This window comes from Cupriavidus sp. MP-37, from assembly GCF_020618415.1.
Classification (GTDB): domain Bacteria; phylum Pseudomonadota; class Gammaproteobacteria; order Burkholderiales; family Burkholderiaceae; genus Cupriavidus.
The window spans coordinates 2,170,305-2,182,185 of sequence record NZ_CP085345.1 but is presented as its reverse complement, the minus strand read 5'-3'; the positions used below and the strand labels follow the sequence as shown (position 1 = coordinate 2,182,185).

13 protein-coding genes are annotated in these 11,881 nt (G+C 64.9%); 9 read left to right on the top strand and 4 right to left on the bottom strand.

Annotated features, from left to right (window positions below):
• Positions 1–54: 54 nt before the first annotated feature.
• Positions 55–621, bottom strand: coding sequence for an NADPH-dependent FMN reductase (locus tag LIN44_RS26180; RefSeq protein WP_227315150.1), 567 nt, complete (start codon positions 619–621; stop codon positions 55–57).
• A gap of 81 nt (positions 622–702) precedes the next feature.
• On the bottom strand, positions 703–1,011 hold the full coding sequence (locus LIN44_RS26175) for an OsmC family protein (RefSeq protein ID WP_227315149.1): 309 nt from the start codon (positions 1,009–1,011) through the stop codon (positions 703–705).
• 68 nt (positions 1,012–1,079) lie between these two features.
• On the opposite strand from LIN44_RS26175, the gene LIN44_RS26170 reads away from it, so the two are divergent.
• The gene (locus LIN44_RS26170) at positions 1,080–2,033 is read left to right on the top strand and encodes a LysR family transcriptional regulator (RefSeq protein ID WP_227315148.1); all 954 of its coding nucleotides are present in this window, start codon (positions 1,080–1,082) and stop codon (positions 2,031–2,033) included.
• Positions 2,034–2,091: 58 nt separating this feature from the next.
• Here the strand turns inward: LIN44_RS26170 and LIN44_RS26165 are convergent, their stop codons facing one another.
• Complete coding sequence (locus tag LIN44_RS26165; RefSeq protein WP_227315147.1) at positions 2,092–3,018, bottom strand: pirin family protein; 927 nt, start codon at positions 3,016–3,018, stop codon at positions 2,092–2,094.
• Between the two features lie 260 nt (positions 3,019–3,278).
• Here LIN44_RS26165 and LIN44_RS26160 point away from each other — a divergent pair, with 260 nt between their 5' ends.
• From LIN44_RS26160 to LIN44_RS26145, 4 genes are read left to right on the top strand one after another with little or no spacing between them, the layout of a single operon-like run.
• Entirely contained in the window at positions 3,279–5,441 is a 2,163-nt protein-coding gene (locus LIN44_RS26160) for an FUSC family protein (RefSeq protein ID WP_227315146.1), read from the top strand.
• Entirely contained in the window at positions 5,431–6,897 is a 1,467-nt protein-coding gene (locus tag LIN44_RS26155) for an efflux transporter outer membrane subunit (protein WP_227315145.1), read from the top strand. The genes LIN44_RS26160 and LIN44_RS26155 overlap by 11 nt, the downstream gene beginning before the upstream one ends.
• Positions 6,898–6,915: 18 nt before the next feature.
• Positions 6,916–7,116, top strand: a complete 201-nt coding sequence (locus LIN44_RS26150; RefSeq protein ID WP_227315144.1) for a DUF1656 domain-containing protein — start codon at positions 6,916–6,918, stop codon at positions 7,114–7,116.
• A 47-nt stretch (positions 7,117–7,163) separates the two neighbouring features.
• Positions 7,164–8,057, top strand: a complete 894-nt coding sequence (locus tag LIN44_RS26145) for an HlyD family secretion protein (RefSeq protein WP_227316433.1) — start codon at positions 7,164–7,166, stop codon at positions 8,055–8,057.
• A gap of 4 nt (positions 8,058–8,061) precedes the next feature.
• On the opposite strand, the gene LIN44_RS26140 is transcribed toward LIN44_RS26145, so the two are convergent.
• A complete protein-coding gene (locus LIN44_RS26140) occupies positions 8,062–8,358 on the bottom strand; it encodes a putative quinol monooxygenase (RefSeq protein ID WP_227315143.1) in 297 nt (98 codons plus the stop codon).
• Positions 8,359–8,688: 330 nt separating this feature from the next.
• On the opposite strand from LIN44_RS26140, the gene LIN44_RS26135 reads away from it, so the two are divergent.
• From LIN44_RS26135 to LIN44_RS26120, 4 genes are all read left to right on the top strand, one after another.
• Positions 8,689–9,327 (top strand): hydrolase, encoded by a 639-nt coding sequence (locus LIN44_RS26135; protein WP_227315142.1) that lies wholly within the window; start codon positions 8,689–8,691, stop codon positions 9,325–9,327.
• Positions 9,328–9,427: 100 nt separating this feature from the next.
• On the top strand, positions 9,428–9,817 hold the full coding sequence (locus tag LIN44_RS26130) for a DoxX family protein (protein WP_227315141.1): 390 nt from the start codon (positions 9,428–9,430) through the stop codon (positions 9,815–9,817).
• 149 nt (positions 9,818–9,966) lie between these two features.
• On the top strand, positions 9,967–10,848 hold the full coding sequence (locus tag LIN44_RS26125) for a transporter (RefSeq protein ID WP_227315140.1): 882 nt from the start codon (positions 9,967–9,969) through the stop codon (positions 10,846–10,848).
• Positions 10,849–11,209: 361 nt separating this feature from the next.
• Complete coding sequence (locus LIN44_RS26120) at positions 11,210–11,854, top strand: hypothetical protein (RefSeq protein WP_227315139.1); 645 nt, start codon at positions 11,210–11,212, stop codon at positions 11,852–11,854.
• Positions 11,855–11,881 lie beyond the last annotated feature (27 nt).

Genomic DNA, 11,881 nt, shown 5'->3' with positions numbered 1-11,881 from the left:
GCAATATCGGCCTGCGGATGGTGCAGCTGCTGCGGCGCCACCTCGCGCTCCAGCTTAGCTAGTGCGCGTGCTTTCTTCCACAAACGCCACGAAGCCTGCGACGAACGCCCTCAGCCGCGCCTGCAGGTCGGCATCGGTGAGCTCGCCTTGCGCATTGAAAACCTGGCCAGCACGCGCAACCAGCAAACGGCCGCCGCTATAGTGGCGCGTGCCCAGGGTTTTCAGCACCGGCAGCCAGTCATTCTGCGCCAGCACCGTGCCGAAGCCGCCGGCAGAAGCACCGATGACCGCTACCGGGCGATTGCCGAAGACCGCGGGAATATCGCTCGGGGGCCGCGAGAGCCAGTCGATGGCGTTCTTGAAGACGCCGGGAATGCCATTGTTGTACTCGGGCGTGGCGAAGATTAAGCCATCGCTCGCCATGACTTGTTTGCGCAGGTCCACGACCGCGGCTGGCAAGCCTTCACGCTCCTCCAGATCGCCATCGTATAGCGGGATGCCATGCAGGGTGGCGATGTCAAAGCGAGTCTCCGGACCAGCGTCCGCCTGTGCCGCGCGCAGCAATGCGGTGTTGTACGACTGCGCACGCAGGCTGCCGGAAATTCCAAGGATTTTGATCATCGATCATGCCTCCGTTCACAAAGCTGAAAAGGTGCGACTTACCTATTATCCAGCATGATCTCGACGGGCGTCGCAGAAATGCTACGTGGCAAGGTGCGTATCAATGCGGACTTCGCCCGTCAGCAGCTTGTGCACCGGACATGCATCGGCAATCTGCAGCAGCCGCTTTTGCTGCTCGGTACGCAGCGCCCCGGTCAGGGAGCGTTTGGTCGGGGAAATGCTGAAGGCAAAGACGCCTTGGAAAATGGGTTTTTGCGGCGCTCTTTGTGCGGGCATGCCGATTGAGCCTGCCATGGCCCGCGAGCGGCGTAAAGCAATCAATGGTGAGGATGCCATCGCGTTTGGTGATGGCATTCCGTTCTGGTGGCTGATAAAGCCCGCGCGGGTCATCCATCATTGCACCGCCCCCATCCGATTCAGTATGCTGTCGCCCCAATGAAAAGTTCTCGAGATCTGGCATGCAACTCCGAACCGAGGATATTGAGGCGTACCTTCTGGTCGTTGAACTGAGCAGCGTCAGTGCTGCCGCGCGCCACATGTCGCTGTCCAAATCCGTTGTCAGCAAGCGCATCAGCGACCTCGAGCGCAGCCTGGGCGCTACCTTGCTGCAGCGCTCCACCCGGCGCGTGCAGCCGACTGAAAGCGGCCGTCAGTTCTACGACCAGGCGCGCGCCGCGATGGCGCAGCTGACCCAGGCTGCGGAGAACGTCTCGAAATTCTCGCAAGAGCTCTGCGGGGAACTGCGCATCCTCGCGCCGATGAGCTTCGGCACGCTGTGGCTGTCTCCCCTGATCGCCCGCTTCGCCAAGTCGCACCAGCGCCTTCACGTCATCATGGAGCTGGACGACCGGCTGGTCGATACGGGCTATGAGCGCTACGACGTGGCCATCCGCATTACGCGGCTATCTGACAGCGCGCTGATCGCGCGCAAGCTGGCCGCCAGTCGGCGTGTCGTCTGCTGCAGCCCGGACTATGCTCGGCAAAACGGCCTGCCGGAAAGCATCGACGACATCCCTCGGTACGACTGCTTGTCCTACAGCAATTCGCTGCCTGGCCAGATCTGGGCCTTCCGCGGCACGACGCCCCACGCTGCACCGAAGATTCTCACGCCGCGCGGCCCCTTTACCGCCAATAACGGAGAGGTGCTACGCGATGCAGTGGTGGCAGGCCATGGCCTCGCGGTGCTGCCGCTGTTTATCGTGGCGCCGGACCTGGTCGCAGGCCGGCTGATTCCGGTGTTGCCCGAAGTGCCACCTGTCGATGATGGCATCTTTGCGGTCTATCCGAAAACGGCCTTCACCTCGCAGAAAATCCGCACGCTGATCCAGTTCCTGCAGCAAGCGATGTCGCCGCCGCCGTGGGAGTCAGGCTCGCACGGCATCGGCGCGCTGGCGCCGGCGCCACCGGTTTGAACCGTCACCGCGGCGCCAACCGGGGCACCCACTCGCGTGCGGCCACATACCCGCGACCTTAGCGCCGCTGAGGCTTGAGGTGCATGCCGCTCATATCAGGCGCAACCAGGCGCGCACCGACATCCCCGGCAACCTCGCCAAAACGGCTGGCGCCACCGTTCCAGTCACGCGTGGCGGCCTCGATCTCGGCCGTACTGCGCGCCACGAAGTTCCACCACAGCACAATGTCCTCTGCGAACGGGACTCCGCCGATCAGCAGCAGGTCGGCCGGGCCGTCGCTGCGCACGGAAATCTGCTGCCGCCCTGCGCCGAGATAAAGCAGCGTGTCGGGACCCAGCACCTCCCCCTCCACGACCGCCTCGCCGCGCAGCGTAAGCGCCGCGTATTCGAACGCCGGATCGGCAGGAACAGCCGTGCTGGCAGCCTGCCCGGTTGCAAGGTCCATCCCGACCAGCGGGGAATGCACCGCCACCGGAGAGGTCTGGCCGAACGCCGTCCCGGCCAGGACCGTGATGCCAAATCCGCCCGACACCAGGCGTGGCAGATCCGGATAGTTCTGGAACGACGGCGCCATGTGCCGCTTGTCGTCCGGCAAGGCAATCCAGAGCTGGGCGGCATGCAGGCGTCCGCCGGCGCCAATCGAATGCTCTGCATGGGCAATGCCGTTGCCCGCCGTCATCAGGTTGACCTGCCCGGGCCTGACCACCTGCTCATAGCCCAGGCTGTCGCGGTGCAGCACTTCGCCTTCGATCATCCAGGTAAAGGTCTGCAGGCCGATATGCGGATGCGGCCCGACCTTCAACCCGTCGCCATCGGGGAATTGGATGGGCCCGGCGTGGTCAAGGAAGCACCAGGCGCCGACCATGCGCCGCTGCCGGTTCGGCAAGGCACGGTGAATAACCAGGCCTTCGCCGACCTCCGCCGGCCGCGTCGGGATACGCTCCAGGACCGGATGGCCGGGGCACGCAACCACGGGATGGGTCATGTGGGAACTCCTTGCCGCCGACGCGGCGCAGTGAGGGGGGAAGGACTGACCAGCCTACCGGCTGCACGGCGCAAGCGGAAGGCTGGTGTTGGCGAACACCATGTTTGGTCAGCGCGAACACTCGCTGGCACCTTCCTGAACTATGATCACGCCGTGACAGAAGCCACAGAAGACCAAACTTGCGTCATTGTGTCCATGCACGGCTATTCCGCCACCCACTCGATGCGCACCGCTCCCTGGCGCGCCCAGCGCTTGCGCCTGTGACCGCCGCTGCCAATTCCATCTCTGCTGCCGGCGCAGGACTGATCGGCGCGGCCCGCGCCTGGTGGCAAGCGGACCGTGGCCGCCTGCTCCATGCGGCAAAGACCGTCATGGCGGTGCTGATGGCAACGTGGCTGTCGATGCGGCTGGAGCTGGCCTCGCCGCGCACGGCAATGGTATCGGTGGTGATCCTGATGATGCACCAGCACAGCGGCATGGTGCTGGCGCGGGGCTTCTACCGCGCCATTGGCATGCTGGTAGGCAGCATGGCCGCGCTGCTCTTGTTTTTTGCGTTCCCGCAAGAACGCGTGCTGTTCCTGCTGGGACTGTCCGTATGGATCGGCCTGTGCGTGGGCGGCGCGGCATATTTCCGCAACTATCAATCGTATGGCTTCGTGTTGTCGGGCTATGCCACCTGCATTGCGGCAGTGCCGTCGATCGCCAACCCGTACGCCATCTTCGACAACGTCGTGATCAGCCTGAGCGAGGTCTCGGTTGGCATTGCCTGTGCCGGCATCGTGAGCGGTCTGATCTTTCCGCAGCGCGTGGCATCGATGCTGCTGGCCGCGGGGCAACAGCACATCGCCACGTTCGCCGGCTTCATCCGCATCGCGCTGCAGGGCAGCGAAACCCCCGCGGGCCTTGGCGCGCTGCACTTGCGCCTGGCCGGCGAGCGCGCACAGCTGGAAAACCTGCGCAGCGCAGCGGTGTTCGAGGATCCGGAGATGCGCGCCAACAATGCGCTGATGCTGCGCCTGAACCACGATTTCCTCGAGGCCCTGGCGCGCTTCCACACCATCCACCAACTCAGGGCCCGCACGGCCAAGGCTGCCGACCACCGGGCGGGCGATGCACTGGACGCCCTGTTCGGGCGCCTGGCCGCGGTACTTCCTGTCACGGCGGGGCGCACCCGGCTGGAGGTGGGGGAAATCGCGTCACTGCACCAGGCCATGCTGGGCCTGGATGCGGAACTGCCCGCTTACATCGCCGCGGCACGCGCCACCCTGGCCGATGCGCCACCGCTGGCGGCCGACCGCTTTGCGTCCGGCGCCACTGCGCTGCGGGAGGCCGTGATCGACTTGCTGTCATACACCGAGAACTTCCTGAAGCTGCGGGCCCCCGGCATTGCGCCGGCATCGGCGCCGCGCGAGCGGTCCCGCAGGCGTGCCAACCCGGCCAACCGAGCCTTCGCCATCGCCTCCGGCGTGCGCGCGGCGGTGGCGGTACTGGCCAGCGCATGGCTGTGGATCGCCTCCGGGTGGGCCAGCGGCAGCTCCGGCGTGATCGCGGCCACCATCGCCATCTCGCTGTACTCGATCATGCCCCAGCCCGTCACCATTGCCCGGCAGATGCTGATCGGCTGCGCCCTGGCGTGGATGGCAGGCCTCTTCTTCAACTTCTTCCTGCTACCGCATCTGGACGGCTTCGTGCTGCTGGCCGTGGCGCTGGCGCCGTTCATTGCGATCGGCAGCTACATTGGAACCTTCCCGCCGACCGCGGTAATCGGACTGGGCTTTGGCATCTATTTCTGTTTTCTCGGCAACCTCGCCAATCCGATGGTCTTCAATCCTGTCGGCTACCTCGACGCGGGCATCGCCACGTTGATGGGTATCGCCATCGCCTCGCTGGCGTTCGCCACCATTGTGCCGCAGGGCGGCCACTGGCTGGCCGAGCAGTACCTGAAGCAGCTGCGCGAACTGGTAGCGACCGATATCTGCCGTACCCCGCTGGCGGGACTGCGCCTGCACTTCGAAACGCATATCCGCGACTTCATCCAGTTTGCCGGCTCGCGCCCGCCCGCCGGGCGGGCCGGCCAGACCGAACTGCTGGGCTGGGCCTTTACCGCGCTCGAGATCGGGCTGGGGACGATTGCCCTGCGCGAGGTGACCGCCCGCGGCGTGCTGCCCGTGGCATGGGAGCGCCACCAGGCGGACCTGCTGGCGGCCCTCTCGGCGCTGTTTCGCGCACCGTCGTCCGCCACCTTCGGGGCCGCCATGCAAGCCCTGGAACAGAGCATCGTCTGGACCGGCCACCATGCTTCGGCCGCCGCCAACGAGGGGCGCGCCATCCTGCATGCCATGCGACTGTCACTGCTTGACGATGCCTTGCGACTCGTTGGCGATGCGGCCGCCAACGACACAGGTACCGCAGATGCGCGCTAAGACAACGTCAGCAAGAATACGGGCGCTCGCGCTTGCCGGCGCCTGCATCGCCATCCTGGCAGCTTGCGCCAGCACAGGGGGGATCAAGCCCGTAGCCACGCCGCTCGATGCCACCGCGGTAGATGCCGGCGCAGCGCTGCGCGCCACGCAGCAGGACGCCGGCTGGCCACAGCGGTCATGGTGGTCGCAGTTGGGCGACCGCAACCTGGACGCCCTGGTGGCGCGCGCGGTCGCGGGATCGCCAGACCTGCGCATCGCGCAGGCGCGCAGCGAACTGGCGCTGGCGCAGGCCAAGATCGCCGGCGCTGCCATCGAGCCCAATGTGAATGCGGCAGGCGCCTTCGGGCGCACGCGCTTCCCGCGGTTGTCCACGCCACAGCCCCTCGGCGGGCACACCACCTGGAATAACCGTCTCGCCGCCGATCTCTCCTACGATCTGGACCTTTGGGGGCGCAACCGGGCCGTGCTGCAAGGGGCGCTGGACAAGGTGCAGGCGGCGGCGGCCGATGCGCGCATGGCGCAACTGAGCCTGGAGACATCCGTGGTGCGCGCCTACATCGACCTGGGACTGCAATATGCCCTGCTGGACGTCAACCAGGCCAACCTGGCGCGCCAGACCCGCATCTACGAGATCATCCGCAAGCGCAACAGCCGCGGCCTCGCCAGCGACCTGGAACTGAGCCAGGCGCGCACGCCGATCCCTGCACTGCAGGCACAGGTACTGCAGGCAGAACGCGCGATCGCGCTGGTGAAGAACCAGCTCGCGGTGCTCAGCGGCGACGGCCCCGGCGCGGGCGACAAGCTGGTGCGCCCTGCCCTGGTCCTGGCGGCGCCGATCGCGGTGCCGGCCTCGCTGCCGGCAGAACTGATCGGACACCGGCCCGACGTGGTGGCACAGCGCTGGCGCGTCGAGTCCGCCGCGCAGGGCATCAAGGTCGCCAAGGCGGATTTCTATCCAAACATCAATCTGGTGGCAAGCATCGGCCTGGCGTCGGCGGCGTTCGGCAATTTCTTCACCTTCGTCGACCGGGATGCGATCGGGCACAACGTCGGCGCTGCATTCTCGCTGCCTATCTTTGATGGTGGCCGCAGGCAAGGCAACTACGGCGTGGCCACGCGCGGCTATGACATCGCCGTCGAGAGCTACAACAAGGCGGTATTGGCCGCCTTCCAGGGCGTGGCTGACGCATTCATCTCGCTGGAATCCCTCACGCGCGAGCAGGCCGGCGTCGAAGACGCGCTGCGCTCGGCCCGGCAGTCCTATGCGCTGGCAGAGCGCGGCTATCGCAGCGGCGTCACCGAGTATCTCAACGTCCTTGCCGCCGAGAACGAGCTGCGGCGCCAGGAATCGAGCCTGGCGCTAGTGCGCGCAGCCCGCCTGGACGCATGGGCGCGCCTGATGCAGGCGCTAGGCGGTGGCTTCGACGCTGCAGCGGCCGCCGGCGAACCATCATGATGAACGGGGGTCCCTGCCATGCCGCGTGAGATCGCCCTGGCTTCCATCCTGATGCCGTCGCTGCTGCCGGTCTTTGTCGGCTGCCTGCTGCTGTACCTGCTGGTGGACCGCCTGCTGGTGCGGCTGGGCGTCTACCGGCGGGTGTGGCATCCGGCGCTGTTCCGGGTCTCGCTGTTTGTGTCGATCTTCAGCGCCATCGGCCTCGCGCTATGGCGCTGATTGCGCCCGGCGTGCGCTACCAGGCAAAGAGTAACTGGATCAGAAACATGAAAATCAACGGACCTGCCGTCTTGCGCGTGCTCGCCACCGGCCTTCTGCTGGCCGCCGCCGTCATGCTGGGCTACAGCCTCTGGCAGCACTACATGTATTCACCATGGACCCGAGACGGCCGCGTGCGGGCGGACGTGATCAGCATTGCCGCCGATGTGTCGGGCCCGGTGGCGCAGGTGCCGGTTCGGGACAATCAGGAAGTCCGCAAGGGCGACTTGCTGTTCGCGATCGACCCGGAGCGGTTCCGGCAGGCCGTGGCACAGGCCGAGGCACAGGTGCGGGCGCGCAAGGCTGAGCTGGACTTGCGCCAGCAGCAGGCACGGCGGCGCATGAACCTGGACAGCACGGTGGTCTCGGCCGAAAGCCGCGAAGACGTCGGAGCCCAGGAGAAGCAGGCGCGTGCCAACTACGAAGCCAGCCTGGCGGCACTCGATAGCGCCCGGCTGAACCTGCGCCGCAGCGAAGTGTACGCGCCGGTGGACGGCTACGTGACCAACCTCAACCTCCACGGTGGCGACTACGTGAGTGCCGGCGCTGCACGCATGGCCCTCATCGACAAGCACTCCTACTGGGTCTATGGGTACTTCGAGGAAACCAAGCTGCCAAACGTGCACGTCGGCGCCAGGGCCGAGGTCCGACTGCTTGCCGGCGGCAAGCCATTGTCAGGACACGTGGAAAGCATCGCCCGCGGCATTGCCGATCGCGACAATCCCACCAGCGCCAATTTGCTGGCGGACGTGAACCCGGTCTTCACCTGGATCCGGCTCGCGCAACGCGTCCCCGTGCGCATCCGGCTGGATGCGCTGCCCGACGACCTGCCGCTGGCCATGGGCACCACGTGCACGGTCACCATCCTGACCGAGCAAAAAAGCCGCAACCTCCTGAAATAACCGCCTAAGCCACAAGCTTCATCCTGTAGAACAACTCCATGCGTTCCACGGCATCGCTTCCCTCCTCCTGGAAGCGGCGGATGTGGTCGGTCTGGGTATGGTGTGCCGCTTGCGCTGCCGGGCTCTCCCAATGCTCGACAAAGATGAATCGGCGCGGATCATCCTGTTGTTCGAACAACTCGTAGCGCAGGCTGCCGGCATCCTGCCGGGAAGGCTCCACCACGGCCCGCAACGTCTCCCGAAGCTCTGCCTCGCGACCTGGCTTGGCATACACGACCGCCAGCACATAGAAGTCATCCATCGGTTGTGTCCTCCCCCCGTATCGTGTCAACAAAGACTAGCCAAATGGCGCGGTGCGGGCAAGCCCAATCCGCATCCGGCGCGCATTGTTCTGCTGCGGCGAACAGCATGTTTTGCCCAGGCCTATCACGCGTTTTTCGATGAATGGCATATGCTTCAGGGGCTCAAGGGAACGAGCGATTACCGCGTACGCTGACAGCCGTATCCGCCTGGCAGTGTCACGATGTCCCGCCCGTCACCAAGAGCCGGACGAACGTTGCGCACGATCCGTGCAACGTCCGCCATGAAGCGCCGAGTAGCAGCAATCCACCACCTTGCACTGGAGATAACCATGGCCAGCGAACCCATTCGCGACCCCGCAAACGACCACCTGCTGACTCCGCAAAACGCGGCCTTCGTGATCATCGATTACCAGCCGGTTCAGGTGAACTCCATCGCCTCGATGGACCGGCAGCTGCTGATCAACAACATCGTCGGCGCCTCGCGTGCCGCAGTCGCTTACAAGCTGCCGATCGTACACTCCACGGTCAACGTGAAAACCGGCCTGAACAAGCCGCCCATCCCGCAGCTGCAGAAGGTGCTGGGCGACTTCCCGACCTACGACCGCACCACCATCAACTCCTGGGAAGATGTCGAGTTCCGCGAGGCAGTGAAGGCGACCGGCCGCAAGAAGCTGATCATGACCGCCCTGTGGACCGAAGCGTGCCTGACCTTCCCCGCGCTGGACGCGCTCAAGGAAGGCTACGAGGTCTATGTCGTGGCCGACGCCGTAGGCGGCACTTCGGTGGCCGCACACGAGGCCGCGCTGCGCCGCATCGAACAGGCCGGCGGCAAGATGATCAGCGTGCCGCAACTGTTCTGCGAACTGCAGCGCGACTGGTCGCGCAGTGAAACCGTCCCCGCATTCATGGACCTGTTCATCCAGACCGGTGGCACCGCGGGCATCCAGTTCTCTTACGACAAGGCGTGATGTGCGCCGGCGGGTCGGCATGCCGATCCGCACTTCCATGCGCCCCGTCCTGCGGGGCGCCATCCCCGTTCTTGCCCACCCCATGCAGACAGGAGCCGGCATGGCCGACTACTATCTCCTTTCAGGCCGCCTGTTCATTGCCTTCATGTTTGTGCTGAGCGGCGCAAACAAGCTGATCTTCTTCGGCCACGGCCTGGACGAAGTGCGCTCACGCAGCCTGCCGTTTCCGCGCCTTGTGCTGTCGCTGACCATCCTCGTGCAGCTGACTTGCGGCCTGGCCATCGTCGCTGGCTACCAGACCGAGATTGCCGCCTTCCTGCTGGCAATCTTCACGCTGGCAACTGCTGTGGTCTTCTATGATTTCTGGAACCAGAAAGGCGCACAGCGCACGCTGCTGTTCACCGGGTTCCTTGAACACATCAGCATCATCGGCGGCTTTGTCATCCTGATGGCGGCGGGGCCCGGCAGTATCGTGCTGCCCTTGCGTTAAACGTTTCGCTCGCCCTGACAGGCGGCCACCTGGACAGGGCTCGTCCTCGCGGCTCGCCGACTTTGCCGCCCGGCGCAGGCCCGGCAGCGGCGGCGGGCATTCCACTTATGAAGATATCAACACTGACTCTCGCCGGGGTCTGTACTGCGATGATGGCATCAGTCGCCCACGCCGACGCGGTCAGCCTTGCGCCGATGAACCTCGGCAATACCAGCTTCCTGGATGGCGTCGCCGGGCCGGGCTTTCTGTTCGAGATGGCCTCCAGCTACTACCGCGCCACGCGGATCCGCGACGATGCCGGCAATGCCGTTCCCGGCAGTCCACGCATCGAGACGGTAGCGATCGTGCCGCATGTTGCCTACATCTGGCCCGACATCAAGCTGCTCGGCGGCAACGTGGGCGCCGAGGTGCTGCTGCCGCTCGTGTATGCCAATGTCCGACCAGGGCCGGGTACAGCCGATCACAACTTCGCGGCCGGCGATATCCAGTTCAGCCCGTTCATTGTCCAGTGGTCCGGCCAGACGCTGTTTGGGATGCCGTTCTTCCAGCGGTTCAATCTGCTGCTCTCGGCGCCGACCGGACAGTACGATCCCAATCGTCTGGCAAACGCTGGCAGCAATCTCTGGACGGTGACGCCGCACTATGCCTTCACCGTCATGCCGACTGACAAGCTGGAGGTCAGCGGCAGGTTCAACTACCAATGGAGCGGCAAGAACACGCGACCTCCCGCCTCACTGGTGGCCGGATCGGTCCAGCCCGGCGACGCTCTGTCGCTGAACCTTTCCGCTTCCTATGCGATCTCGAAGCGCTGGAGAGTGGGCGTTGCGGGATATATGCTGGAGCAGCTCGGCGAGGACCGCATCGATGGCATCCGCCAGGCCGATTCGCGCGAGCGCGTATTCGGCGCAGGGCCGGGAATCCTGGTGCAGGGCGATGGCTGGCAGGTGTTGCTGAACGCGTACAAGGAATGGGGCGCGAGAAATCGCCCCGAAGGCAGCAAGGTCGTCTTGCGGGTGTTGGCGCCACTATGAACCCGGGGCTCAGGGGCAACCTTCCATAGAGATCGCTGGCGATACAGCTATCTCGCCATGATCACGATCTAAACTGGATCCGTCGTCGCCAGACGCAGCGCCCCGGTTGGAGCAACCGGCCATCGGTTCTACGGCTCTCAATATGCATCTCACACTTGGCCCACGGCTTTTCGGAGGGACCGCTCAATTGCCGGGAAGGTGGGCACGCCGCGTCAAGCCACCTTGGCGACCGCTTGCGGCTGCCTGGGTTGCCGCAGGTGGCCTGTTCGGATGCGCGCCGCACCAGGCATACGCCGGTCAGATATGCGATGCGCCCTATATTCACGACGGCGGCAGGATCCGTTTCGAGGCGGATGGCTTGATGCCGATGACGACGCTGGCCTTCTTCCGGAACGTCAACGATGTCGAGCGCGACCTATGTTCGCTCGATCTGGACATCTATTCCAAGTCTGCCCTGCGGCGCTTGATGGGGCCACCCGTCGAGACCGTGCAGCGTCACCGGCTGGTGATTGACGAACGCTCCGGTCAGCCCATCGTGCGCAGTCTGAATGCCCGTGTTCAGGCCTACGGCCAGTACACGGAATTGATTGGCGAAATGAATACGAACTCGAACGGACTGCTGCTGTATCCCCCAGCGCTGGTCGAGGGGCAGATTCTTCCCGCCGAGACCTTTGTATCCCGCTATGATTTTCGAATCGTCGATCGGCGCACCGGCACCAAGGTGTCGGATTTCGTTGGTTCGAATGTGCGCCTGACCCTGTCTGAGCGGACAGTAGGTCGGTTGCAGCGGTTGCAGCTTGCCACCGGCACACTTCTCTGCTGGCCGATCCGATATACGAAGTTCGTTGATCCTGGCAGCTTTCGGCTGGTCGATACGGATATCCAGCTAGAGCCGACGGTGCTCGACATGACCGACTGGTATTGCCCCGCCCGGCGATTCGTCATGCGTCAGGAAGTTCGCTACGGGAATCAGCAGCAGGTTGTCGATGTGGTGGAAATTGAGTAGGGCCGCTGCCGGCCTGAACCGGCAGCG